The sequence below is a fragment of the Verrucomicrobiia bacterium genome, from assembly GCA_035629175.1.
In the GTDB taxonomy this organism is placed as follows: Bacteria; Verrucomicrobiota; Verrucomicrobiia; order Limisphaerales; family DASXHY01; genus DASXHY01.
In genome coordinates this window covers 276,310-301,718 of the sequence record DASPIL010000107.1, presented here as the reverse complement: position 1 = coordinate 301,718, position 25,409 = coordinate 276,310, and the positions used below count along the sequence as shown (strand labels likewise).

At 58.4% G+C, this 25,409-nt stretch carries 18 protein-coding genes; 12 read left to right on the top strand and 6 right to left on the bottom strand.

All coding sequences use genetic code 11. The features are described from left to right. Positions 1-277 precede the first annotated feature (277 nt). Positions 278-1,297, top strand: a complete 1,020-nt coding sequence (gene fmt / locus VEH04_20945; GenBank protein HYG25245.1) for a methionyl-tRNA formyltransferase — start codon at positions 278-280, stop codon at positions 1,295-1,297. A gap of 43 nt (positions 1,298-1,340) precedes the next feature. On the opposite strand, the gene VEH04_20940 is transcribed toward fmt, so the two are convergent. Continuing rightward, the gene (locus VEH04_20940) at positions 1,341-1,814 is read right to left on the bottom strand and encodes a YkgJ family cysteine cluster protein (GenBank protein HYG25244.1); all 474 of its coding nucleotides are present in this window, start codon (positions 1,812-1,814) and stop codon (positions 1,341-1,343) included. 53 nt (positions 1,815-1,867) lie between these two features. Between VEH04_20940 and VEH04_20935 the strand changes: the two genes are divergently transcribed. From VEH04_20935 to VEH04_20915, 5 genes are all read left to right on the top strand, one after another. Next, the gene (locus VEH04_20935) at positions 1,868-3,886 is read left to right on the top strand and encodes an LTA synthase family protein (protein HYG25243.1); all 2,019 of its coding nucleotides are present in this window, start codon (positions 1,868-1,870) and stop codon (positions 3,884-3,886) included. Between the two features lie 113 nt (positions 3,887-3,999). After that, positions 4,000-4,575, top strand: coding sequence for a DNA-3-methyladenine glycosylase (locus tag VEH04_20930; protein ID HYG25242.1), 576 nt, complete (start codon positions 4,000-4,002; stop codon positions 4,573-4,575). A 237-nt stretch (positions 4,576-4,812) separates the two neighbouring features. Next, positions 4,813-6,798 (top strand): hypothetical protein, encoded by a 1,986-nt coding sequence (locus tag VEH04_20925; protein ID HYG25241.1) that lies wholly within the window; start codon positions 4,813-4,815, stop codon positions 6,796-6,798. Positions 6,799-6,808: 10 nt separating this feature from the next. Beyond that, the gene (locus tag VEH04_20920) at positions 6,809-7,642 is read left to right on the top strand and encodes a hypothetical protein (protein ID HYG25240.1); all 834 of its coding nucleotides are present in this window, start codon (positions 6,809-6,811) and stop codon (positions 7,640-7,642) included. A 1-nt stretch (position 7,643) separates the two neighbouring features. Beyond that, positions 7,644-10,409, top strand: coding sequence for a patatin-like phospholipase family protein (locus VEH04_20915; protein ID HYG25239.1), 2,766 nt, complete (start codon positions 7,644-7,646; stop codon positions 10,407-10,409). A 249-nt stretch (positions 10,410-10,658) separates the two neighbouring features. On the opposite strand, the gene VEH04_20910 is transcribed toward VEH04_20915, so the two are convergent. Then, positions 10,659-13,292, bottom strand: coding sequence for a DNA translocase FtsK (locus VEH04_20910; GenBank protein HYG25238.1), 2,634 nt, complete (start codon positions 13,290-13,292; stop codon positions 10,659-10,661). 397 nt (positions 13,293-13,689) lie between these two features. Here VEH04_20910 and gmd point away from each other — a divergent pair, with 397 nt between their 5' ends. Both gmd and VEH04_20900 read left to right on the top strand, forming a co-directional pair. Beyond that, the gene (gene gmd / locus VEH04_20905; GenBank protein ID HYG25237.1) at positions 13,690-14,688 is read left to right on the top strand and encodes a GDP-mannose 4,6-dehydratase; all 999 of its coding nucleotides are present in this window, start codon (positions 13,690-13,692) and stop codon (positions 14,686-14,688) included. Then, the gene (locus tag VEH04_20900) at positions 14,685-15,677 is read left to right on the top strand and encodes a GDP-mannose 4,6-dehydratase (protein ID HYG25236.1); all 993 of its coding nucleotides are present in this window, start codon (positions 14,685-14,687) and stop codon (positions 15,675-15,677) included. The genes gmd and VEH04_20900 overlap by 4 nt, the downstream gene beginning before the upstream one ends. 24 nt (positions 15,678-15,701) lie before the next feature. Here the strand turns inward: VEH04_20900 and VEH04_20895 are convergent, their stop codons facing one another. From VEH04_20895 to dnaK, 4 genes are all read right to left on the bottom strand, one after another. Next, positions 15,702-16,457: a class I SAM-dependent methyltransferase gene (locus tag VEH04_20895; GenBank protein ID HYG25235.1), complete on the bottom strand. Its 756-nt coding sequence runs from the start codon at positions 16,455-16,457 to the stop codon at positions 15,702-15,704. A gap of 110 nt (positions 16,458-16,567) precedes the next feature. Further along, entirely contained in the window at positions 16,568-18,205 is a 1,638-nt protein-coding gene (gene groL / locus VEH04_20890; GenBank protein HYG25234.1) for a chaperonin GroEL, read from the bottom strand. A gap of 35 nt (positions 18,206-18,240) precedes the next feature. Next, a complete protein-coding gene (gene groES / locus VEH04_20885) occupies positions 18,241-18,534 on the bottom strand; it encodes a co-chaperone GroES (GenBank protein ID HYG25233.1) in 294 nt (97 codons plus the stop codon). A 121-nt stretch (positions 18,535-18,655) separates the two neighbouring features. Beyond that, a complete protein-coding gene (gene dnaK / locus VEH04_20880) occupies positions 18,656-20,596 on the bottom strand; it encodes a molecular chaperone DnaK (protein ID HYG25232.1) in 1,941 nt (646 codons plus the stop codon). A 252-nt stretch (positions 20,597-20,848) separates the two neighbouring features. Between dnaK and VEH04_20875 the strand changes: the two genes are divergently transcribed. The 4 genes from VEH04_20875 to VEH04_20860 all read left to right on the top strand — a co-directional run bounded on the left by VEH04_20875 (position 20,849) and on the right by VEH04_20860 (position 25,373). Continuing rightward, positions 20,849-21,745 carry a sugar phosphate nucleotidyltransferase gene (locus VEH04_20875; protein ID HYG25231.1) on the top strand — a complete coding sequence of 299 codons (897 nt, stop codon included), beginning with the start codon at positions 20,849-20,851 and terminating at the stop codon, positions 21,743-21,745. Positions 21,746-21,964: 219 nt separating this feature from the next. Then, a complete protein-coding gene (larB, locus tag VEH04_20870) occupies positions 21,965-22,723 on the top strand; it encodes a nickel pincer cofactor biosynthesis protein LarB (protein HYG25230.1) in 759 nt (252 codons plus the stop codon). Beyond that, positions 22,720-24,096 carry a nickel pincer cofactor biosynthesis protein LarC gene (gene larC / locus VEH04_20865; protein HYG25229.1) on the top strand — a complete coding sequence of 459 codons (1,377 nt, stop codon included), beginning with the start codon at positions 22,720-22,722 and terminating at the stop codon, positions 24,094-24,096. Before larB ends, larC begins: the two co-directional genes overlap by 4 nt. Before the next feature lie 77 nt (positions 24,097-24,173). After that, complete coding sequence (locus VEH04_20860) at positions 24,174-25,373, top strand: bifunctional 3,4-dihydroxy-2-butanone-4-phosphate synthase/GTP cyclohydrolase II (GenBank protein HYG25228.1); 1,200 nt, start codon at positions 24,174-24,176, stop codon at positions 25,371-25,373. Positions 25,374-25,409: the final 36 nt, after the last annotated feature.

Genomic DNA, 25,409 nt, shown 5'->3' with positions numbered 1-25,409 from the left:
CTATCCGTTTACTTCCAGTTGCTCTCCACGGTTCATTTCTGAACCGCAGTTACCTTCAGTCTCTGGCGGGAAGCGCCGCCAGACAGGGACTCTCACCCTGCGATGTGCGTTGTATCCCAAGCGCACTAGCGTCAGGCATCCTGCCTGCCGTAGAGCCGGCGCTTCCAGCCCGGCGGAAGAAACCTCGTGCAATCCGAGTGCGTTACACCTCCCCAACGTCTCTCGTTGTTACAGCTTCTGCCGGCGGCAAGGATGCCCGCCTCTACGTCAGGCAGGGATGCCTGACACCACCCGCTACATTTGCCTTTCGCCTGCTTCGGTTTTGTCCTTCGCTGTGGCGATGCCATTGCGAATTGTTTTCATGGGCACGCCGGCGCTGGCTGCCGAAAGCCTGAGGGCGCTGCTCGCAGCCCGCGAGTTCGAGGTTGCGGCTGTGGTTTCCCAACCCGACCAACCGAAAGGGCGCGGACTCAAACTTCAGCCCACGCCAGTGAAGGAACTTGCGGTCGAAAGCGGAATTCCCGTTCTGCAGCCGGAACGCGCACGCAATGACTCGTTCATCGAACAACTGCGCGGGTTCTCTCCGGAGTTGATCGCCGTCACCGCCTACGGGCAAATCCTTCCCAAGGCTATTCTCGACCTCCCGCGCTTTGGCTGCCTCAACGTTCACACGTCGCTCCTTCCCAAATTTCGCGGCGCCGCCCCAATCCAACGCGCCATTCTGGAGGGCGAATCCGAGACTGGCGTAACGATCATGAAGATGGATGTCGGACTGGACACGGGCGACATCCTCACGCAGGCGCGCACTCCAATCCATGACGAAGACCACGCGCAGACGTTGCACGATCGACTCGCGCGCATTGGCGCTGAGTTGCTCGTCAAAACGATACCAGATTACGTCGCAGGCCGGATCCAGCCGCAACCACAGCCAACTGAAGGCGTGAGCCACGCCGCCAAAATCCGTAAGACCGAAGGCCAGATCAAATGGTCCGACTCAGCGCGGGCCGTATGGAATCGCATTCGGGCCATGACGCCGTGGCCTGGCGCCTACTCGCATCTCCAAACATCCGCGCAACCGCTCCTCCTGAAACTCTGGGCGGCGCATCCAAGGCCGGACAGCGGGCCAGCGGGCGAAATTCTCGCGGCCGACAAATCTGGAATCGTGGTCGCTTGCGGAGAAGGCTCCGTGGCAGTGACAGCGCTCCAGCGGGAAGGCGGCCGTCGCATGGCTGTTCAGGAATTTCTCGCGGGAAATCCGCTCATGAAGGGACAAAGATTTATGATTTATGATGGATGATTGATGATGTGGAGAGACCAAATCATAGATCATAAATCGTAAATCATAAATGCCGCCTCCCCGTCGCCTTCGCGATCAATGCCGCGTACTCCTCTTCTGAAACCCGGCGGGGAATGGCATCACAGACTTTCTCGAACCCGGGAAAATTCCAAAGATTGGGAAAGTCACTGCATTGCTGAGGTTTCACGGCCTGAACCGCACAATTATCGCCCTCGAGGAAAATGCATTCGCCATTCAACTTGTTCTGCAGCGCAAGCCCCTGCCGATCGGCGCGCAGCTGCAGGTAGCGTTGAATGAACTCGAACTCCCCCATTCCAGTGAATTCCGCCAAGCGCGCGATTTCGGCATCGGAAACGCGCACCTGTCCCGGCCAGCGACAGCAGGCGGTGCAACGCTGGCATTCGTAAAAAATCGGCACGTTAACAATCTGGCACGCGCAGCGCACCGTTCCAAGCCTGCTGTATCGCAGTGCATCGCGCATTTTGGAATTGAACAGCACTGGCAGACCAAGTGTCATTAGCGGGTGCCGGAATTGAAACGAATCGCGATCCTGACCTTTGTGCAATCGCCATGACTGAAGAACTCGATCCAACCAAACGCGTTTGGAGACATTCCCGCTATGGGTTTGCCACATTCTTCTTTGCCACACTGGTGGTCGCCCTCACCATCCTCCGGCTGATCCTCTACTTCTCCTTTGCAGGCAAGGCGAACGTGTCCTTCGGCACATCCGTCCAGGCGTTTTTCATCGGGTTGCACCAGGACATTGTCATGTCGCTGATCACCACCCTGCCGCTGCTCTTCTGGTTTTGGATCGTCAAGGAGCGCTGGTTCGCGCGGCGCTGGCATCGCACGCTGCTCGCATGCGGCATGGCGCTGTTTTGGGCAGTCCAGATCTTCATCCTGTTCACCGAGTTCTTTTTCTTCGAGGAATTCCATTCGCGATTCAATACGGTCGCCGTGGATTACCTGATTTATCCCGATGAGGTCGTGGGCAACATCCGCGATTCCTATCCGCTCTACACGATCATCGCGATCTGCCTTGGCCTGGGAATCGGCTGGACGATTGGCGCCTTTGCCTGGTTCAAGCCGATGTGGCAAAACTCCATTCCGTCGCGATCGCGTTTCCTCCGGCTCGCCGGTGCCACAGGCGTGGTAGTGGTGCTGCTATTCACAATCAGCCTCCAGGGAACGCAATTCAGCCAGGATCGAACCATCAACGAAGTGGCGAACAACGGCTCTCTGTCGTTTGTTCATGCTGCTTGGACCCGCAACCTTGAGTATGCCGCGCACTATAGGACGCTTCCCCACGACGAAGCCTATGCACGCGTTCGCAAGTTGCTGGCATCGCCCGAGGCGGAATTCGTCGGCGGCCCGGAAAGCATCCGCCGAAAAATTTCCGGCGATCCCACGCGTCCAAAACTGAATGTCGTGCTCATTCTCGAAGAGGCGCTGGGCTCGGAATTTTTCGGGGCGCTTGGGCGCAAGGACACGCTGACACCTGAGATGGACAAGCTGATGACAGAGGAAGGGCTGCTGTTCTCCAACATTTATGCGAGCGGGAACCGGACGGTGCGCGGATTCGAGGGCGTTTTTTCATCTTTCCCGCCGTTGCCAGGGGACTCCATCGTCAAGCGCGATCGCTCGGAGAACGTGGAATCGATCGCGCGCGTGCTGAAGCGCGACGGTTACAACACGCTGTTCCTGTATGGCGGGCGCGGCCTGTTCGACGGCATGCGGGCTTATGCCGTCAACAATGGGTGGGATCGATTCATCGAGCAGAAGGATTTCAAGGATCCCGTGTTCACAACGATCTGGGGCGTGTCGGATGAAGATCTCTTTGCGCGATCGATCGAGGAATTCCGAAAACTCAACGAAACTGGGCAGCCGTTTCTTGGAACCGTCCTGACCGTTTCCAATCACAAGCCCTACACCTATCCGCGCGGCCGTATTGATGAAGACCCCGAAGTGCCGAAACGCAGCCGGAAGAAGGTCGTCAAATACACGGACTGGTGCCTCGGCAAGTTTTTCCGCGATGCGAAGAAGGAGGCGTTCTGGACCAACACGCTTTTCGTCGTCGTGGCCGATCACGGCGCGCGCGTTTACGGGGCACAGGAAGTTCCGATCTTTTCGTATGAGATTCCGTTTGTGATCTTTGGGCCCGCCGTCGTGAAGGAACCGCAGCGCGTCGGGACGCTGGGGAATTCGCTCGACGTCGCACCCACGCTGCTGGGTCTTCTCGGGCGTCCGTATGAAACGATGTTCTTTGGCCGCGACCTGTTGAACGACCCGCCCGAGGCCGCTCGCGCGCTGCTGAATCATAATCGCAGCATCGGGATGTACGCAGACGCGAGAATGGTGATCCTGGGACTGCAGAAGGCGGCGTATTTCTATGAAGGCGATCCGAAGCTTGTGGAACTCCAACCCGTGCCGGGAACCACGCCCGAATATGCGGAACTGGAAAAGAACGCGACGGCACTCTACCAGGTTGCAGACGAGCTTTATATGAACCGCCAATTCCGAATAGATGAGGCGCCCGCAACGTTGAGCCAGGAACGGACGGAGGCGGCCAAGTCGGCGCCGCGGGAGTAGCGCAGATTTCGAAGTCTGCTGTATCGCAGGTTTCCAAACCTGCTCGCGCGGTCCACGCTCTGCCAGCATGGAAGCTGGCGATACAGCAGGTGTGGAAACCTGCGCCACGATGCATGACCATTGACCTGACAAGCAGGCGCCTGCCACGCGAGTTCTACAATCGCGACACCATTCACGTTGCGCGGGAACTGCTCGGCAAGCTTCTCGTGCATGTCGAAGAGGGCGTCGAACGCGTTGGCAGAATTGTCGAAGTGGAAGCTTACCTCGGCGAGCACGACCTCGCCGCGCACTCCTCGAAAGGGCGAACTCCCCGGACAGAAGTGATGTTCGGGCCGCCTGGACATGCCTACGTCTACTTCATCTACGGCATGTATTACTGCATTAACGTGGTCACGCAGCCGGAGGGCCATGCGTCGGCTGTGCTGCTGCGGGCGCTGGAGCCTGTAAAGAATCTGGAAAGCCGCACGCAGGGCCCCGGTTTGCTGTGTCGTGCCATGGGAATTGACAAGAGCGTGAACGGCCACGACCTGCTCAGCAACACGCTGTTCATTGCTGAAGACGAAGATACTGCTTCCTTCGTCATTGCAAAAGGTCCTCGCGTCGGCGTTGCGTACGCGAAGCACTGGGCAAAGCGCAACCTGCGGTTTTACATCAAGGGGAATCCGTTCGTCTCGCGCGCCCGCGCCTGACGGAGCGCGTGCCTTCAGGCCGGTTCAACGTTCCGACGACGTCCGTTGTGGAAACCGGCCAGCCCTGGGCTAATCTTTTTACGCTTACGCGGCCTGAAGAGCCGCGCTGCTCCTGCATTGCAGCTTGGGCAGTGTCAGATGCGCCGCCGCCACGCCGGGTTTGCTTCTTTGTAGTTGCCCGGCACGAAACGACTCAGCACACTCCGGCCATCAGCCTTTGGAACAACGGACGATGGTATGATTTCACCTTCCACAGCAGCACTCGCTATTTCTGTCGCCAGAGGAATCATCAAATTCGGGCATCGCCTTGACGCCCTTGTGGCCGAACGCGAAGCCGTCCAGGGCGCCCTGGTGCTGTTGATGCCCGAGATCTACAATGGCCCCACCGCGCTTCAAAAGGTTCGAGAACTCAAGGAATACCTGGCCGGCGGCGACGGCGCATCCGGCGATCCGCTCGGCGACACGCGTTCCGAGCTGCTTCTAGAACTCGCGAAGGAAGCGCCTGACGGCAGTTTTGTCGGAAACTGTTATCGGCGCGTTTTCCCTGAGCGATTGATCGTCGCACCGCTTCGGCCCGACGCCGAGTATGTGACCGAACTGCGACGCAGACTGCCGCAGTTTGACTTGAGCGATCCCGACCTGCTCGCGGCCGCATTTCATATCAGCGCGGGAAAGGATGATCGCGAGTTGGGCTACGCTGCACGGATCGGCTTGCTCGTGGCAGATGTTCTCAGCGAATTCGGCGCAGAAAACACCGCCTTGCTTGTTCGCGATCCCGCACTGCGCGGCGCTGTTCAATCGATTCTCGAACGATTCGCGAGTCCTGACCTGGAAGAATTCTCCGCGTGGAGTCCGCTGTTGCGGCACGCGCTCAGCGCCAGCCTGAATGGAATGCTGGATCATCGCGGCTTGCTGACGGCAGATAGCCGTTGGTTGCTGGCGTTGATGGATGTGCTGGCAACGGCACGCGGTGAATCGCCTGACGGCGATGAATTTCTCGCCGGATTATTCCAGGGTCGCGGGTATCCCCTGCTGGTTGGCAAAGGCCTGCAGCGCGCCTCTGAATTACTCGGCGAAGACCAGGCAAATTCGTTCAAACAACTTGCGTCGGACGTTCTGAAACACGCCTCGCCGCTGGTGAGCAACAGCCCAACGTTCAAACAGTTCTTCGCGGATCATTGGGGAGATCTTCTGCGCGCGGGACTCGAAGGGATGGGACGTTACGGCCCCCTGTTGCTGGACGGCCAACCTGAACTGCTCCGGGATGTGCTGCTGGGAATGGTGACCGAGTTGAACGAAATTCCTGACGCAAATCTACTCAGCAACGAAACGCTGTTTCGAATCGGCGATGCGGCCATCGCGGCGGTTGCAGCGAAACCCGGGCTGCTCGCCGCGAAAGCCGGCAACCAGCCGTGGCTTCGCGCATTCCTGAATTCCTTTGTGAGCACCGTCGCGCGCGACGGAATCCAGGCTTCCTTCAGCCGCCAGGGCCTGGAGGAAATGGTCACTGAAGTCGCCGGCGTGTTTGGCGCTCATCCGGAATTGATCATCGAATCCGACAACGCCGAACTCGCCCGCACGGTCGTCGGGGGCGTGTTGAATGCGGTTCACACGCTATCCAGCCTTGATGCGCGCACTCTGGCGGCTGCCGCGACAAGCGGCATGCTGCAGGCATTTGCGCAGAATCCTTCCCTTGTGAAGACGCGTTACGCCACATTGATCGCTGACTTTTCCGCGAGCCTGGCGGAGCTCGTCAAAGCACAAACGCTCACGGGCCTCAACGCAGCAGCCCTCATGACCGCTGCTTCAGAGGCCGTTGCGCAGAACCCGGAGTTGTTCGATCGGGCCAGGAGCAATATTGCGACAGCCGTGTTGAATGCCGTGGTTCGCGCAGCGGGTTCCGATGAAAAAACGCTTCTCTCGGGAGCAGTGCTGGTTGCGACCGTGCACGAAGTACTGCGCGCGGCCGCGCGCTCGGGCCGGGCGAGGATCGAGAACAGCACGACGGAATCGCTCACGGACGCGCTCACCAAAGTCGTGGATGACAGCCTCGTGCAGGCGCGCGCCGAGTTGGGAACCCGCCTCGATTTGTCCGGCGTGCCATGGCTTGTTGGCGGACTGGTCGCAGCCTGGGGACGTGGAGAATTTGCCAGGATCAATCCGGAATCAGCGGCGTTCAAAAAGCTGTTCGGGCGTCTCCTGGAAACCGCGGCGTCGGCCTAAAGGATTATCCATGAAAATACCGTTTCGGACCTCACGTGGCTTCTGTTCGTTCAGCACGATTCTGATGCTGCCGCTGATCGCTGCCTTGAGCGCAACGTCCGGTTGCGCGACGCGCAAGCAAGTCGCCGACATCGTTGCTCACTCAAACGCGGCGATGCTCGGTGGACACGTTGGGCTGCCTGATCCGCGAGCCGGCGCACCCGCAACCTGGCAAACGGAGACGGCGCGGATCGACAACTTTATTGCCGCGCATCCTGGTCAACCCGCGATCGCCGCAGCATTGCGAGTGCGGCAGGCGCTGCTCTTCCTGAGCCACGGCCAGTTCAGCCTGGCAAAGGGAACCTTCAATGAGGTTGCAGAATCCGACCTGCATACCGATCGCGACAAGGCGTTGAAGCGATGCCAGCAGACGCTCCTGTGGTGGTTTGCGAACAGCACGAACGACACATGGAGCGTCCGGGATCAAGCGGCATCGCGCGAGGCTCTCGACGCGCTCCGCCTTGAACAAGAGCGGCTCGCATCGAGTCCCGAGATTCGCGATTACCTCGCAGAAATGCGCGCCTGGATTGGCCTGGCAACCGCGCGGCAGGCCACATCGCCGGAGCTGGCGCGCCGGGCGTTGGAAGATGCATTGAATGTTTATGGCGAAACCTTTGGCGTCGACGACTTCGCCGCGCTTGCGGCGGGGACCGAAACTTTGCCTGCTGCGGCCTCCTTCAGCGCCGACATCCGCCGGCAGATCCGCGCGCGGGAAGTTCTCAACGCAGCGCGAGCGTTGAACTCCCGGGAAAATTTATCGGCGCACCCTCGCGCTGATGCCTTTGATCAATGGATCAACAGATAACTTGAACGCTCCGCTACCTTCCTCGGTGGATGCCGCCCCGGCCTACGCGCTGTGGGTGCAGTTCGCGACCCGCATCACGACGCAGAAGCTGCATTTCAGGTCGGGCGATGACGAAAGCGTTGCGAAGAGTGTGTTCGCGCTGTTCTCGAAGGTGCGCGAACTGATGGAAGCGCACCCCGAGGCGGGAGAATTCCGAAAGCTCGGGATCAGATTGCTCAACGAGTTGCTCCGACCCTACGCTGCGCGCTGGCACGGCTGGATGACGGGAGATGCGAGCGGGAAAGATCCCAGCGAGACGGCGTCGATTCGTTTTCGGGATCCGCAGGTGCGCAGGGCATTTCGTCAGGAGTTGCTGCAATTGCGCGAGGAACTGCTGAAGGTTCAGGCCGAGCTCGCGCTCATGGCAGGAATCCACAATGTCGCCGCTGAAACGTCCGGCCTTACAGCCACCCTTGGCGTGGACCTGCGCGCGGGAATTCGAGACCAGGTCAATATCAAGTCCGACTTCGATGGTGCTGCTCGAGCGCAGGAGATCAATGCGAAGGAGCACGCAACCATTCTCGAACGACGCGCCATTCTTTCCCCGGATGCCAAAGCTGAAGGCCCATTGCTGAACGCAACGGGACTTGCGCTTTCTGGCGGCGGCATTCGCTCCGCAACGTTTTGCCTGGGCATCGTGCAGGTGCTCGCGCGGCGAGGGCTCTTGCTGCACTTCGATTATTTGTCGACGGTTTCTGGAGGCGGATACCTCGGGAGTTTCCTGAGCTGCGCGTTGGGAACGCGGCAGCCAGACGACACAACGCCGCGGACGCGGGCTGCAGCGGAGGCAAAAGTGAACGACGTTTTCCAACGCTCGGCAGGCATTGAATCGGGGTTGGTCAGGCATCTTCGCAACCACAGCAAATACCTGCTGCACGGAGGGCTCATTGGGAAGATCCGCATGCTCGGACTCCTGGCCAGCGGCCTTGCGTGGAACCTGATGATTGTGCTGCCGATTCCCTTGTTCGCTGCAATCCTCGCCTTCGTGGCAGGACCGTGGCTTTGGGAAGATGCGATGCTTCCCAACGGGCCGGCCGTACCCGCTTTCCCCGAATCACCTTCCGGGATGGCGCTGAAATGGCTCGCGATTCTCTTCGGGCTGGCGTGGGTGGCGCTGCCGGGATTGCAGCTCCTTGCGCACGGCCAGGCGCCCAAATCCAAACGCGCCTTGTTTCACAGGCTTTGGGAAAACGGGACCGTGGCGCTGGGAATTTTAACAGTGACAGCGGCGGCGGTTTTCCTGATGCCCGCGCTGTTTCACGGACACGAATGGTTGCGAACATCGCTTGCCAAATGGAGCCACAGCGGCTCGGGTCTTGAAAGCCTCGCGGGTCTTTTGCCGACATCGCTCACGGGCGTGGCCGGAGCGGCGCTCGCCGCGCTGATCGCGTGGTTGAGTCCACGCTGGCCGCGTCTCCGCACTCTTGCCGTCAGACTGTTCATTCTAACAGGGCCGCTCTTCCTCATCTTCACATTTTTGTACGTCGGTAATCGCATGGGCCTGTCGCGCGATGGGGTCAGCTGGATGCCCCACGTTGTATTCTGGGTGACGCTGGGGCTCGCACTCTGGAATTGGTTCTGCGTGAACATCAACACGCTTGCTCCGCACCGATATTACCGGAATCGGCTTTGCGAGTGTTACCTGGCCCGCCGCATCCCCGAGGAGGAAAGCGGCAAGCACCCGCTGGTCCGCGCGTTGTCGGGCGAACGCGCGCAAGGACGGACTGAAGTTTTGAAGCAGGTGAAGCTGTCGGAGTTGGGCGCGGACCCGGCGGCTCCCTATCATCTGGTCAACATGGTCGTGAACGCCCCCAGCAGCCGGAACAAGAACCTCCGCGGCCGCGATGGTGATTTCTTCATGGTGAGCCGGCACTTCTACGGTTCACCGCTCACAGGATACGCGGCGACCGAGAACCTCGAACAGGGCGACCCGCACTTCGACCTGGGAACCGCGCTTGCTGTTTCGGGTGCTGCGGCTTCGACCAGCATGGGTTGGAAGTCGCTGCCGCACTTCCGGTTCCTCATGACCTTGTTCAACGTGCGCCTGGGTTATTGGATTCGAAACCCGGGACGCAAAGTTTTGTGGCGAATGCTTGAGGGCGCCGGGCCGTGGTATTTGTTCCGCGAAATGTTCGGTTTGATCCATGAGCAATGCAGGTATGTGAATCTGTCGGATGGCGGGCACATCGAGAATCTTGCTGCGTATGAACTGCTGCGCCGCCGATGCAAATTCATCGTGTGCGTCGATGGCGGATGCGAACCGGAAATGGAGTGTTCCGATCTCACCCGCCTGCAGCGGTACGCCGAGATTGATCTGGGCATTCGAATGTATCCCGACATTTCAGACCTGCGGCTCGATTCAAAACGATTCAGCCGTTCGCACGCCGTGTTGGTGAAGATTGATTACGCGCCTGAAACTGCGCCGGGCAAGGAACTCGGATGGATGTTGTACGTGAAGCTGGCGACTACAGGATTGGAACCCGCGCATCTTGCCGATTACAGGCGCTTGAACCCCGATTTCCCGCATCAGAGTACTGCCGATCAAATTTACGACGAGGCTCAGTTCGAGGCGTATCGCGCGCTGGGTGAGTGCGCCATGGAAGCGATGTTCCGTGAGGAGATCGCTGGCAACTGCCGCGCTACCTCCATTCGGGAATGGTTTCACTGCCTGGCGAACAACCTATTGCCCGACAACGATCCCGTTTTCGCACGTTCCAAACGGCAGTGAAAGCCGCAGCTTTAGGGTGACGCCGGAGCGCCGACTTGCAGTCTTACGATGATCGAAGAAACAATGGCCAGATTCAGAGTCAGTTAGATCCGTCCTGGCAGAAGACGGCCAACTCTCACAAGTTCCGCTGCCCAGCCAGATCGAACGCGCTAAGCCAACTGCAAGTTGGCGCTCCGGACCCGGCCGGCATGGAAGCTTGATGCTGCGGCAGACTTGGAAGTCTGCGCTATGGCCGCTACGCAAAGCCGCTCACTGACCCGCGCCGTCTGCACCGCCGCCGTCGAGGTCTATCAGAATGTCGCGCGGCTCGGCGCCTTTGCTTGGGCCGACAATGCCGCGGTTCTCAAGTTCGTCCATGATGCGCGCTGCCCGCGTGTAGCCGAGCCGCAGGCGGCGTTGCATGAGGGACACGCTTGCCTTTTGCTCGCTTCGAATCACTTCAATGCATTGCTCGATCAGCGATTCATCTTCGTCAATGCCGCCTTCGCCTTCAAAGGTGCTCACCGGTTTGGACAGCTGCTGGTGAATTTCAACCTCGTAGCTGGGTTTCGCCTGCTTCGCGATGAAGTCGACCACGCTTTGGATTTCGCCGTCCGTGATCAGCGCGCCTTGCGCTCGAATGAGGCGGGCCGATCCGGGCGGGAGATAAAGCATGTCGCCCTTGCCCAGCAACTTGTCGGCTCCCATCGCGTCAAGAATCGTTCTTGAATCCACCTTCGCCGCCACCTGGAACGCAATGCGCGCGGGAATATTGGCCTTGATCACGCCTGTGATGACGTCCACTGACGGGCGCTGCGTCGCAACGATGCAATGAATTCCGGCAGCACGCGCCATCTGCGTGATGCGCGCGATCGCCATTTCCACATCAGCAGGCGCGACCAGCATGAGATCGGCGAGCTCGTCAATGATAACGACGATATAGCTCAGCTTCTCAGGGATCACGATGTCGTCCTCGCGAGGAACAACAATCTCCTCGTCAACTTCGACAGCAAAACCTTCGGCGCCGGGTTCCACTTTTTCCTTCTTGGCCATCAACGGCAGTTCCGGTTCCTGCTGCGGCAGCGGCTTGTTCTTGGGACGCGAATTGAACGAAGCGATGTTGCGGACGCCGACCTTGGCGAAGATCTGGTAACGCTTCTCCATTTCATTCACCACCCAGCGCAGGGCGAGAATCACTTTCTTCGGATCGGTGACAACGGGCACCACGAGGTGCGGCAGCGCGTTGTATTGCTGCAGCTCAACCACCTTGGGATCGATCATCACAAACCGCAATTGATCGGGCGAAAATTTATAAAGCAGCGAGGCAATGATGGAGTTGATGCACACGGATTTGCCGGAACCCGTGCTGCCCGCGATGAGGCAGTGCGGCATTTCGGCGAGGTCCGCGATGATTGGGTGGCCATACACGTCCTTGCCGAGAGCGAGCGGAATGCGCGCCTTGCTGTTGCGCCATTCGTCGGATTCGAGCAGGTCGCGCATGATCACCTTCGTCTTCACGAGGTTCGGCACCTCGATTCCGACCGAGCTTTTCCCGGGAACTGGCGCGAGAATGTTGATCCGTTCCGCTTTCAAGGCGGCGGCAAGGTTGTTGTTCAAGCCCTGAATCTTTTCCAGCTTCACGCCAGGCGCGGGATGCAGTTCGTATCGGGTAATCGTCGGGCCTTTCGTAATGTCGCCGAGTGCCACTTCAATATCGAATTGCGCGAGTGTCTGCTGCATCAGGCGCGCGTTCGCCATCAACTCCTCCTTGGATTCCGTCGGCTTGAGATTGGGATCGGGATGCTGGAGAAAATCCATGGTCGGCAACTGGTAGTTGCCGATCATCGGTGTGGAAGCCACGGTAATCGGCTTCGGTTTCCTTGGAACAAGCTTGGGGCGGACTGCGGCTGGCGCGGGCGCGGTGCTGTCGGCGATTGTTACGACGGGATCCGCCTTTCCTTCAACCTTTTCGCCCTCTTTGGCTGATGATGTTTGTTTGTCGGAGGGAGCTTCCGCTCCTTTCCCGAGAACGTCGCTGGTGCTGGCGGCAGCGATCTCGCGCGCCGTGATGACTTCGCCTTCCTGGACGATGGGTGAGTCGGCGGGCGATTCTGACTTCTTTGTGCGCGGAGCGCCCTTCGACGGAGAAATGCTCAGGTCACGCACAGTCGGCTCGGGTACCGGCTGAAGGTCGGCGCCAATGCCGGGTTTGGAGCGATCGACTTCCTCCTGGAGTTTCTTCGCCTGTTTTTGAAGGTCGCGCGCCTTCCGTTCGAGGACCGCCTCTTCACCCACGGCAGGTGCAGTTCGTTCCATTCGGCTTTGAAGCCATTCGCCGAGGCGGAAACCCGTGAGGAAAATCACGCTCACAACACCGAGTGCGGCGTATACGATTGTTGCGCCAATGGGCCCGAGCAGCGCGAAGCCGAAGTCGTAGTTCTTCGTTTGACCATACGTGAGGGAACCCAGGAAACCTCCAACGGTGTGAATGCCAAGGCGCTTTTGGAAATCGCCCAGCAGACCTGCTTCGCCCGCCAGGTAGAACAGGCCGGTCAGTGCGATAAGCAATACAGCAGACCACAGGAGGGACCAGCGAATGCGTTCGCAAAGGTAGTTCAAAAAGCCGAGCAGATAGGCTGCGCCGAACATCGCCAGGAGCAGCGGCACGATGTAACCCACGACGCCGAAGAGGAAAAAGATGCTCCATGCGAAGTATGCGCCCAAAGTTCCGATCCAGTTATGCAGCGGACGGTTGGCGGGAGTTCGGATAAAACCGATATCGCCGCGATCGAACGAAAATTGGGCAAACAGCAGCAATACCGCGGTGACGAGGAGAGCAAAACCGACAATGTCGCTAAAACCGCGAGGCGGTGAATCCGAATCTGCAGATGCCTTTCGTGCCATGGACACAGATTAAGTTCAAAGTTTTAAGTTCAAAGTTCAAAGTTGAACGGCGGCGCACGGCGTTCGCGCCGCCTCACCTTGGGGAGGGAATGACGGGGCGGCAAAGGCCCAATTATCGCAATCTTAACACTGAAGCACCCTGAAGGCGGCGGTCCTCGCTCTTCGGTATTGAGCCTGAAGCCACGAGCTGCAACTATCACACGCTGTTATGCGTTGGCTGTTGAATCTTTTGAAGAGTCTGTTCTCGTCGAGGAACCGAAAAACGGGACGCGGCGAATTGCTGGGAATGTACCTCGGGGAGAGCAATCACACGGGCCGCCGCAAACCCAATCGCGACCGCGCCTGACCCAGGGCTTGCTGCGGGACCTTAATTCCGAAAGACTTCGCCCTCACTGCTATGGCAAAAAAGGCTCTCATTACAGGCATCACCGGCCAGGACGGTTCCTACCTCACTGAACTCCTCGTGGCAAAAGGCTATGAAGTGCATGGAATCGTCCGCCGCACCGCCGCACCGTATCGCGGCCAGCTGGAGCGCGTGTTCGCCACGCCCGGTTTTGCTGCCGATCGCGTCAGCTTGCATCATGGCGATCTCAGCGATGCAGGGTCCCTGATCCGGCTCCTGGAACGCATCAAGCCTGATGAAGTGTATAATCTCGCGGCCCAGAGCGATGTGCGGATCAGCTTTGACATTCCAGGCTACACAGCGGACGTGACAGCCACCGGCGTGGCGCGTTTGTTGGAAGCGATTCATCAGCTGGGATTGCCAGCGCGCTTTTACCAGGCGTCATCGAGTGAAATGTATGGAAAGGTGCGTGAGACGCCTCAGACAGAATTGACCCCGTTTCACCCGCGGAGCCCCTACGCATGCGCCAAGGTTTACGCGTATTGGATCAGCGTGAATTATCGGGAGTCTTATCGCCTCCACGCCAGCAACGGAATCCTCTTCAATCACGAGTCTCCGAGGCGCGGCGAAAACTTCGTGACGCGCAAGATCACCCGCGCTGTCGCGCGCATTCACGCCGGGATGCAGGACAAGCTGCACATGGGAAACCTGGATGCCCGCCGCGACTGGGGTTACGCGAAGGAATACGTGGAGGCCATGTGGTTGATGCTGCAACAGCCGGAGCCCGACGATTACGTGATCGCCACGGGCGAGACTCACAGCGTGAAGGAATTTCTCCAGCTTGCATTTGAACGTGTCGGACTGGACTGGCAGAAGCACGTGGTCATCGACCCGCAATTTTATCGTCCTGCCGAGGTGGATCAACTGATTGGCAATGCCGACAAGGCGCGGCGAAAGCTCAATTGGAGCCCGGCAACGAAGTTCGCCGACCTGGTGCGGCTGATGGTAGACGCTGATGTTGCATTTCTCAAAGGTGGCGCCGCAACATCGTGAAACGGGCGCTGATCACAGGCATTGCGGGACAGGACGGGTCCTACCTGGCCGAACTGCTGATCGAAAACGGCTACGAGGTGCATGGCATCGTCCGCCCCGGATCCGGCCCAGGGCGCAACATCGAACATATCATCGCGGATTCCGAGCTCATCAATCGCCGATTGTTTCTTCTCGAGGCGGACATTGAGGATCGCGAGGCGTTGAAGTCGGCGCTTGGAGCCGCGAATGCAGACGAGGTGTATCACCTGGCAGGCCAAAGCCACGTGGGTCAAAGTTTTGAGAACGTTGAAGCCACCTGCCACGTTACCGGTTTCGGAACCCTTCGCATTTTGGATTTGGTGCGGCAGCTTCCAAAACCGCCGAGGTTCTTTCATGCGAGCTCCAGCGAAATCTTTGGAAATCCGGAACAGGTTCCGCAGGACGAAGCCACACCGATTGCGCCCGCGACCCCATACGGCTGCGCCAAGGCATTTGGGACGCAAATTACACGCGTCTATCGCCAGACGTTTGGTCTTTTTGCGGTAAACGGAATTCTGTTCAACCACGAGTCTCCCCGTCGAGGGCCAGGGTTTGTGACTCAAAAAATCTGCCGCGCAGCCGCTGCAATCAAGACGGGGCAGCAGAGCGAGCTGGTGCTCGGTGATACGAGCGCACAACGCGATTGGGGCGATGCGCGGGATTACGTGCGGGGGATGTGGCTCTCGCTTCAACATGAGACACCCCAGGACTATGTGTTTTCCACGGGAAAACTGCACAGCGTGCAGGATGTTGTGGAAATCGCGTTCGCTGTTCTGGACCTCGACTGGCGCGCGTGCACGCGTCAGGATCCCAAGCTGTTTCGGCCCGCTGACCCGCGGCATCTCGTTGGAAGTTCCGCCAAGGCGCACCAGCTCCTGAAATGGTCTCCGACCAGCGGTTTCAGGGACATGATTGCCGACATGGTGCACTGCGAGATGAAACGACTTCAGACGGGGCGGCATTCCTCGTGAAAGGTTCTCCGCCAATCGGATGCCCTACTCTCTCGGCTTGACGGCTTCGATTTGCAGATAGTGGCCGCGGTTGGCCACGAACTTTTCAAGCCATTGGCTGAGTTGATCAGGCAGCGGAAGAATGCTGATTGACCCCGTCTTCACGGAGCGGAATCCGACCAGTTCAAACAGTTCCCTTGCCTGCCGCACAGTGAGAATGCGAATGTGGCCTGAGACGCCTGAGAAAGCGGGGTGATCCAACGGCAGCGGTTCGCTCAAGGTTTCGTTGTAATGAAGCCCCAGGGGGTTTCCGAGATAACGCCCGCAGGTTTGCATGAGCGAAAAGGGCGTGTAGCCCATGATTAAGGCAGCGCAATTCAAAAGGCTGCAGAGATTTTCAGACGTGATGATTGCCGTTCCGCCTGGTTTCAAAACGCGGTAGGCCTCAGCCGCAAACATTCGACAGTTGTGAACGTGCTCGATCACCTGATTGCTGAACACCACGTCGAATCTTCCAGACTCCCACGGCCATCGTCCGTTCAAATCGCAATCCTTGACCGTCAGACCACGCTCCTTTGCGCGCTGCATCAATTCAGGGGCCCCCTCGATCCCGCAAAAATCGGACGGCAGATTCTTGAAATAAGGAATCAGGCGGCTCCCGTCACCGCAGCCAACATCCAATACGGACTTTGGATTGAGACCTGCGACGCGCCGGCCGCCCCAGTCGTCGCTTCGATTAATCCCTGCGTGGCGCGACTTCGCTACAGAATTTTGGATTTTTCGGATCAGGACGTTGGCCATGAAAGTTGCGTGAGGGAAAACGAGAGTCCCTGTGACGGCAAGCACCAAATGTAAATGGAAGAGGCCGGGATTGCTCCCGGCCTCGTGAGATTGCTGCGTAATTACGCGGCTTAGTAGTCCATTCCGCCCATGCCACCATGGCCGCCCGGTGCGGGAGCCGGCTTTTCCTTTTCAGGAACTTCGGTGATCAGGCATTCCGTCGTGAGCAGCAGCCCAGCGATGGAGGCTGCATTCTGCAGCGCGCTGCGTGTGACCTTCTTGGGATCAACGACGCCTGCCTTGACGAGGTCTTCGTAATTGCCCGTGGCGGCATTGAAACCTTCGTTGCCTTTGCGGCGGCGGATTTCCTGCACCACGACCGAACCTTCGTATCCGCCGTTTGCGGCCAGATACTTGGCGGGGTATTCGATTGCGCGCTTGATGATTTCAACGCCGATCTGTTCGTCCTCGTTCGCGCCTTTGACAGCTTCGATGGCTGCGAAGCAGCGGATAAGGGCCACACCACCGCCAGGAACGATGCCTTCTTCAACGGCTGCGCGGGTCGCGTGCAGCGCGTCTTCGACGCGGGCCTTCTTCTCCTTCATTTCGCTTTCGGTTGCGGCGCCCACATTGATGACAGCCACACCGCCAGCGAGCTTGGCCAGCCGTTCCTGCAGCTTTTCGCGGTCGTAATCCGAGGTGGTTTCCTCGATCTGACGGCGAATCTGGTTCACGCGGCCCTGAATGTCGGAGTTCTTTCCGTAGCCTTCAACGATCGTTGTGTTTTCCTTGTCGACAACGATGCTCTTGGCGCGGCCAAGGTCTTCGAGCTGCACGTTTTCGAGCTTGATGCCGAGGTCCTCGGTGATGCACTTGCCGCCGGTCAGGATCGCAATGTCTTCAAGCATCGCTTTGCGGCGATCGCCGAATCCAGGAGCCTTCACGGCGCAGATGTTCAAGGTGCCGCGGAGCTTGTTGACAACGAGGGTTGCGAGAGCTTCGCCTTCGACATCTTCCGCAATGATCAGGAGCGGCTTGCCAAGCTTGGCAACCCTCTCGAGGACCGGGAGAAGATCCTTCAGGTTGCTGATCTTCTTTTCGTAATTAAGGATGTAGGCGTCTTCCAGCTTCGCTTCCATCGTCTCAGCGCTGGTGACGAAGTACGGAGAGAGGTAACCCTTGTCGAACTGCATGCCTTCGACAACATCAAGAGTGGTCTCGATCGACTTGGCCTCTTCGACCGTGATCGTGCCGTCCTTGCCGACCTTGTCCATCGCGTCGGCGATGATTTCGCCGATGGTGTTGTCCCAGTTGGCGGATACCGTGGCGACCTGCTTGATTTCCTCTTTGTCCTTAACCTTCTTGGCGATGCGATCGAGGTTGGCGACAGCGGCTTCGACGGCCTTGTTGATGCCGCGCTGAATCCCGATGGGGTTGGCGCCCGATGTGACGTGCTTCAGGCCTTCGCGGAAGATGGCTTCAGCGAGGACTGTCGCGGTCGTGGTGCCGTCGCCCGCGTTGTCGCTGGTCTTGCTCGCGACTTCACGGACCATCTGTGCGCCCATGTTCTCGTATGGATCTTCCAGTTCGATTTCCTTGGCGACAGAGACGCCGTCCTTGGTCACCGTCGGAGAACCGAATTTTTTGTCGAGAACGACGTTGCGGCCTTTAGGCCCGAGGGTTGCGGTCACAGCCTTTGAAAGCTTGGTGACACCGCGGAGCAGCGCCTGACGGGCTGCCTCTTCGAAGAGTAATTGTTTTGCTGCCATATTTTAGTGTTGTTGAAAGTTGATGGTTTAAATCGTCAGTCGATCACAGCGAGAATGTCGTCGGCGCTCAGGATCTTGTATTCCTTGCCGTCGAGTTTGATTTCCGTGCCGCCGTATTTGCTCACCAGAACGCGGTCGCCCTTCTTGACTTCGAACGGAACCTTCTTGCCGTTGTCGTCAGTTTTCCCGGTTCCAAGCGCCACGACGACGCTTTCCATCGGCTTTTCCTTAGCCGTATCGGGAATGATGATTCCGCCCTTTTTCTGTTCCTTCTCTTCGGCCGGCTCGACGAGAATTCTGTCTCCGAGCGGTCTGATGTTCAGTGCCATAGTATGTGTGTTTGTTTATTGGTTTTTTCCAGTTTAATTGAAATCCTGCCGCCCAAGCGGCAGGTAAATAAATCGGGTGCCCGCGCCTGCATTTCTTCAGTCGTGAACACCCGAAAGCTGCTTATTTTTTCTCGTCGACGACTTCGGCGTCGATGATCGGACCTTCGTCCTTCTTTCCGCCCTGTGCGCCTGCATCAGGCCCGGGCTGTGCGTCCGGCTGGGGACCAGCCTGTCCGCCCTGGCCCTTTTCCCCAGCGGCCTTGTAAAGATCTGCTGAGACAGCCTGCCACGCTTCGTTGAGCTTTTCGCTCGCAGATTTGATGGCTGCGGCATCGCTGCCTTTCAGCGCGTCTTTGACGTCGGAAACCGCCTTTTCCAGTTTGGACCTGGCGTCGCCCGAGATCTTGTCCGCGCTCTCCTTGAGCATCTTCTCGGAGCGATAAACGGCATTATCCGCCTCGTTGCGTGTTTCCACTTCTTCGCGGCGCTTCTTGTCGTCTTCCGCGTGAGCCTCCGCGTCTTTGCGCATCTTCTCGATTTCGTCCTTCGAAAGTCCGCTGCTGGCCGTGATCGTAATCTTCTGTTCCTTGCCGGTCCCAAGATCCTTCGCGCCCACGTGCAGGATGCCATTCGCGTCGATGTCAAAGGTGACTTCGATTTGCGGCATGCCGCGCGGTGCGGGCGGAATGTCGGTCAGGTGGAACTTGCCGATCGTCTTGTTGTCACGCGAGAACTGGCGTTCGCCCTGCAGCACGTGAATTTCCACACCAGGCTGGTTGTCGCTGGCCGTCGAGAATATCTCGGACTTGCGGGTCGGAATCGTTGTATTGCGTTCGATCAACTTCGTGAACACTCCGCCAAGCGTTTCAATACCGAGCGACAGCGGCGTCACATCGAGAAGGAGCACGTCCTTGACGTCACCCTTCAGCACGCCACCCTGGATCGCGGCGCCAACGGCGACGACTTCGTCAGGATTGACGCCCTGATGCGGCTGCTTGTTGACCAGCGTCCGTGCAGTTTCCACAACCTTGGGCATGCGGGTCATTCCACCGACAAGCACGAGCTCATCAATTTTCGTCGTGTCGAGCCCCGCGTCCTTCAAGCAATTCTTTGTCGGCCCGATCGTCCGCTCGAACAAACTGTCAGTCAGCTGCTCCATCTTCGCCCGTGTGAGGGTCTTTTGAATGTGCTTGGGACCGCTCGCATCGGCGGTGATGAAAGGCAGATTGATGTCGTATTGCTGCGAGCTGGAGAGCGCGATCTTGGCCTTCTCGGCTTCTTCCTTGATGCGTTGCAGGGCGTCGGGCTGCTTGCGCAAATCCATCCCTGAATCCTTCTTGAACTCATCCAGAATCCAATCCATCAACGTGTTGTCCCAATCGTCACCCCCGAGGTGAGTATCGCCGTTGGTGGCTTTGACCTCAAAAACGCCGTCACCAATTTCAAGAACCGAAATATCGAAGGTTCCGCCGCCGAGATCGTACACCGCGATCTTCTCATCCTTCTTCTTGTCGAGCCCGTATGCCAGTGAAGCAGCCGTGGGTTCATTGATGATGCGGAGGACTTCGAGTCCGGCAATGCGGCCGGCGTCCTTGGTTGCCTGCCTCTGAGAATCGTTGAAATAAGCCGGAACCGTGATGACGGCCTGGGTGATTTTCTCACCGAGCCGTGTTTCAGCATCAGCCTTCAGCTTGGCAAGAATCATTGCCGAGATTTCAGGCGGCGAGAACTGCTGCACCTTGCCTTCAGCCTCGACTTCGACCGCTGCGTCGCCATTTGCTGCGCGAACCACCTTATAGGGGACACGCTTGATCTCTTCCTGGACCTCGTCAAATTTTCGGCCCATGAAGCGCTTGATGGAGTAAACAGTGTTTCGCGGATTCGTGACGGCCTGCCGCTTGGCGGCGTCGCCCACCACCCGTTCACCATTCTTCGTGAAGGCCACAACGGACGGAGTCGTCCGCTTGCCTTCCGAATTTTCGAGAACGAGTGGCTCGCCGCCTTCCATGACGGACATGCACGAGTTGGTCGTTCCCAGATCGATGCCTAAAACTTTTGCCATAAGAAATTCGTGTTGTTGTCTGGATGCTTCCCGTGCAGAGCGAGTGCCAAGTTTAGCCATTGATGTAACATCGTTGGATATCAAGGACTTACAACAGGAATAGAAAGACGGGCGCGCGGGACATCAGAGACAGTGTGACACACCCGCGGGCGGCTTGGCGCATGGGGTGTCTCAGGGCTTTAACGTTTTCTTCCGGTATTTCCAGTTCCGCAGCATTGAACCCACCGCATCGATTCGCCATCGTTCCGCCGCATGAAATCCAGCGTTCGCAAAGCCATCATACCCATCGCAGGCTTGGGCACCCGGCATTTTCCAGCATCTCACGCGGTGAAGAAAGAGCTCTTTCCGGTTGTGGGCCCAGACGGCATCGCGCGCGCACTCTTCCACTATCATCTACTCGAACTGCAATCTGCCGGCATTGAGCAGGTGTGCATCATTGTCCAGCCGGGTGAGGACGACATGGTTCGCGATTACCTCAACGGCCCTGGCGACGACTATTTGAAAAGGCTGCAAAAATATCCCGCCCTCCTGCGCGAAGCCGAACAGATGCGTGGCTTTGCCAAACGGGTCAGCTTCGCGGTCCAGCATCAGCAGGACGGATACGGCCACGCCGTGTTCCAATCTCGGGAATTTGCAGGCGGGGAAACAGTGTTGCTCGGGCTGGGAGATCACCTGTTTCGAGGCAAATCGGTTTCGCCCTATCGTGAACTGGCGGGGCTGGCGAGTCACTCCAACGGGCAAAGCGTCTCAGCCGTCAATCGAATCACTGCCGGACAGTTGAAAGGCTATGGAACAATTTCAGGGAGGCGCACAGCGGCCAATCCGCGGCTGATTGATGTTTCGTTGATCATCGAAAAACCATCGGAATCCGTGGCACGCGAAAAACTGCATGTCGACGGGCTGCCAGACGACACATGGCTTGGCTGGTTTGGAATGCATCTGCTGGCTCCATCGATTTACGACATTCTCGCAGAGATGATTCGCGATGATGTGCGCGACAACGGCGAATTCCAACTCACACGCGCACAGGAGCTGCAACGACAGCGGTTTGGTTACCTCGCGCTGGAAATGCCCGACGCGAAGCGGTTCGATTTTGGACTCCCCGACGATTTTGTCCGCAGCATCCAGGAGTTCAGAGATCGGGGGTGAACATGGATGGTTGGCCGCACCCAATGTCGGAGAAGGCCAGAACGGAGACCCAGCTCGCCAGCCTCACGGGCAAAAGCCCGATAGAAGCGACAAATTCGAGAGGTTTGGCGGATAGCAATCTGTCACAGAGAGACAGCTTCGCGCAAGCGTGAGGGAAACAGCAACTGCCAGGAACAACGAACAACTGACAACTCACCCCCTTCGCACTATTCTCATTCCGTGACCACAATCGAAGCAACTCAACTGCTGGAGAAGTTCCGCGCGGGGGGTGTTACGCGCGACGAAGTCCTGCACGCGTTCCAGGCAGCGCCGTCAGCCGACCTTGGCTTCGCCACCATCGACACGCATCGCGCGTTGCGAAAAGGTTTTCCCGAAGTGATATTTGGCGCCGGCAAGACGCCTGAACAGGTCGTTAAAATTGCCGCAAAACTTCTGGAGCACGGCCAGAACGTCCTGGCGACTCGGGTTTCCCCGGAACACGCAAGGATGCTGAAGAGGAAGTTCAAATCTGCAGTGCACCACGAATCTGCGCGCTGCGTGACCATTGAAAAAAAACCGTTCCTCAAACGGAACGGGATGATTGCTGTCGTCTGTGCCGGAACCAGCGACCTGCCTGTCGCGGAGGAGGCGGCCGTCACGGCAGAGATCATGGGCAATCGTGTCGAACGTGTGAATGATGTCGGCGTCGCGGGAGTTCATCGACTGTTCAGCCGCCTTGATCTGATTCAGCGAGCAAATGTCGTGATCGTGGTTGCCGGCATGGAGGGCGCGCTGCCGAGCGTGGTTGCGGGCCTGGTCGCAAAGCCAGTCATCGCTGTGCCCACGAGCATTGGCTATGGAGCGAACTTCGGAGGCCTGGCCGCGTTGCTGGGAATGCTGAACAGCTGCGGCAGCGGTGTAACGGTCGTGAACATCGACAACGGGTTTGGCGCCGGATACGCCGCAAGCCAGATCAACGCTCTGTGCAACGCAGCATGAAAACCCTTTATCTCGACATCTTTAGCGGCATCAGTGGCGACATGTTTATTGCGGCGTTGATTGACGTTGGCGTCGATGCTGCCGTTCTTGAAACGGAGTTGAAGAAACTGTCATTGGGCGGCTATCACCTGCACGTCGGACGAAAACAAAAGTCCGGGATTGAAGGGGTGAAGTTTGACGTGCATCTGACTGACGCGCACGATCACGAGCATTCCGACGACGGACATCATCATGAGCATGGCCCTTCTCATGAACACCCCCATTCGCACGTGCATGGCCAGCCTGACGCACGCAGTATTCTCACCGCGAATTTCCGCCCCGGGAATGCCAGCCAGCCTGAGTCCCATCAGCCGCACACGCACGAGCATAGCCGCGATTTCACCGCGATCCGGCAACTCATCGATGGCAGCGGTCTTTCGCCGTGGGTGAAGGAGAAATCGATCGGCGTGTTTCGTCGGATCGCGGTTGCCGAAGGGAAGATTCATGGGATGCCGCCGGAGCAGGTTCATTTTCACGAAGTGGGAGCGGTCGATTCCATTGTGGATATTGTTGGGGCGGCCATTGGGCTTGAACTCCTGGGGAAACCGCGGGTGTTGGCGGGACCCGTGATTGAAGGAACGGGATTTGTAATGTGCGCGCATGGACGGTTTCCGATTCCCGCTCCCGCCACGCTGGCGATACTGGGCGCGCGAGGCATTCCCATCACACAGTGTGACGAACCGCAGGAGCTGATCACGCCAACCGGCGCCGCATTGCTGGCGGAGTTGGTTGAGTCATTCGGGCCGATGCAGAACCTTGTAGCGGAGAGAATCGGATTCGGACTCGGCACCCGCGACAACAGATCGCGCCCGAACGTAGTGCGCGCGGTCCTGGGATCCATTGCAGCACACTCCACTGCAGCAGGTGCTGGGACGCATGATTGGGAAACCGACACCGTGGCTGTGCTCGAAACCAACCTTGACGACATCAGCGCGGAAATCCTCGGCCACTTTGTGGAGAACGCAATGAATGCGGGAGCGCTCGACGTTTTTTACACGGCGATCCAGATGAAGAAGAACAGGCCGGCTGTGCTGCTGAGGGTGATCTGCATGGAAGGCCAGGCTGATCGTTTCAGCGAGTTGATTCTGCGGGAGACCTCCGCATTTGGAGTGCGCCGCCAGACTTCGGAAAGACGGAAACTTCAGCGTGAATTTCAAACCGTCGATACACCCTATGGCCGCGTTGACGTGAAGCTTGGCAAACTGGACGGCGAAATCATTCAAGTCTCGCCAGAATTCGAATCCTGCCGAAGAGCTGCGGAGCAGGGCGGCGTCCCGGTCAAACACGTTTTCGAGGCCGCGATTCGCGAAGCCCATCCGCGGGCGCCCTTGTAATGGGGCATCGAGGGGAGACACCGCACATGCGCGGTTTCTCTTTTTGTTTTTGTTCGGTGCCACTAGCTTCTGACCTGATGAAAGAGCGGTTTGATTCGATCGAATCTGTTGTGGCCGACTTGCGCAAAGGCAGGATGGTAATCGTGGTCGACGATGCCGATCGGGAAAATGAGGGCGATTTGATTCTGGCGGCGGAGTTCGTCACTCCGAGCGCCATCAATTTCATGGCCAAATACGGCCGCGGCTTGATTTGCGTTCCCACCACATCCGAGCGGCTCCAGCAGCTTGGCATCGAGCGCATGGTCAAACAAAACCGCGAAAGCTTCAAAACCGATTTCCAGATCAGCGTCGATGCCGCCCGCGCCATCGGCAGCGGCATCAGCGCTGCGGATCGTGCCGAGACGATTCGCATCATGGCAGAGCCGACGGCGGTCCCTGAGGACCTCGTCCAGCCCGGCCATGTGTTTCCACTGCGCGCGGCCGTGGGCGGAGTGCTCCAACGCGCTGGCCACACGGAGGCCGCCGTGGACCTCGTCAAACTGGCGGGTTGCCGTCCGATTGCCGTGATTTGTGAAATCATGAGCGACGACGGCACGATGGCCCGCCTGCCGGAACTCAAGAAATTCGCGAAAAAGCACAAGCTGAAACTCTGCACGATTGCGGACCTGATCGAATACCGGCGGACGCGGGAGAAATTGATCGAGCGCGTGGAAGTCGTGAAAATGCCGACGGACTACGGCGACTTTGCGCTGCACCTGTATCGTTCCAAGCTGGATGGCAAACACCACCTGGCACTCGTTCACGGGGACCTCACAGGAAAGAAGAACGTATTGGTGCGCGTTCACAGTGAATGCCTAACGGGCGATGTTTTTGGCTCGCGCCGCTGCGATTGCGGCCCGCAACTGCACCAGGCCATGCGGCAGATTGCAGATGCAGGGGTTGGCGTCCTGGTTTACATGCGGCAGGAGGGCCGCGGGATTGGATTGGCGCCGAAGATCCAGGCCTACAAACTTCAGGAACAGGGATACGACACCGTCGAAGCAAACCAGAAACTCGGTTACGGAATGGATTTGCGGGAATACGGCCTGGGCGCGCAAATCCTGGCGGACCTTGGGTTGAAGACAATCAAGCTGCTCACGAACAATCCCAAAAAGATCGTCGGTCTGGAAGGTCACGGATTGAAAATTGTCCAGCAGGTGCCGATTCGCTCGAATCCCAACCCGCACAACGCGAATTACCTCGAGACCAAACGGAAGAAGATGGGGCACCTGCTTTGAGCATCCCGACCTCCGCGGACCTGCGCGTCTGCGCTG

What these genes read in the sequence shown, in the direction of transcription:
- fmt (HYG25245.1), top strand. Translation starts at nt 278, where the DNA reads ATGCCTGACACCACCCGCTACATTTGCCTTTCGCCTGCTTCGGTTTTG.
- VEH04_20940 (HYG25244.1), bottom strand. Translation starts at nt 1,814, where the DNA reads ATGACACTTGGTCTGCCAGTGCTGTTCAATTCCAAAATGCGCGATGCA.
- VEH04_20935 (HYG25243.1), top strand. Translation starts at nt 1,868, where the DNA reads ATGACTGAAGAACTCGATCCAACCAAACGCGTTTGGAGACATTCCCGC.
- VEH04_20930 (HYG25242.1), top strand. Translation starts at nt 4,000, where the DNA reads ATGACCATTGACCTGACAAGCAGGCGCCTGCCACGCGAGTTCTACAAT.
- VEH04_20925 (HYG25241.1), top strand. Translation starts at nt 4,813, where the DNA reads ATGATTTCACCTTCCACAGCAGCACTCGCTATTTCTGTCGCCAGAGGA.
- VEH04_20920 (HYG25240.1), top strand. Translation starts at nt 6,809, where the DNA reads ATGAAAATACCGTTTCGGACCTCACGTGGCTTCTGTTCGTTCAGCACG.
- VEH04_20910 (HYG25238.1), bottom strand. Translation starts at nt 13,292, where the DNA reads ATGGCACGAAAGGCATCTGCAGATTCGGATTCACCGCCTCGCGGTTTT.
- gmd (HYG25237.1), top strand. Translation starts at nt 13,690, where the DNA reads ATGGCAAAAAAGGCTCTCATTACAGGCATCACCGGCCAGGACGGTTCC.
- VEH04_20895 (HYG25235.1), bottom strand. Translation starts at nt 16,457, where the DNA reads ATGGCCAACGTCCTGATCCGAAAAATCCAAAATTCTGTAGCGAAGTCG.
- groL (HYG25234.1), bottom strand. Translation starts at nt 18,205, where the DNA reads ATGGCAGCAAAACAATTACTCTTCGAAGAGGCAGCCCGTCAGGCGCTG.
- groES (HYG25233.1), bottom strand. Translation starts at nt 18,534, where the DNA reads ATGGCACTGAACATCAGACCGCTCGGAGACAGAATTCTCGTCGAGCCG.
- dnaK (HYG25232.1), bottom strand. Translation starts at nt 20,596, where the DNA reads ATGGCAAAAGTTTTAGGCATCGATCTGGGAACGACCAACTCGTGCATG.
- VEH04_20875 (HYG25231.1), top strand. Translation starts at nt 20,849, where the DNA reads ATGAAATCCAGCGTTCGCAAAGCCATCATACCCATCGCAGGCTTGGGC.
- larC (HYG25229.1), top strand. Translation starts at nt 22,720, where the DNA reads ATGAAAACCCTTTATCTCGACATCTTTAGCGGCATCAGTGGCGACATG.
- VEH04_20860 (HYG25228.1), top strand. Translation starts at nt 24,174, where the DNA reads ATGAAAGAGCGGTTTGATTCGATCGAATCTGTTGTGGCCGACTTGCGC.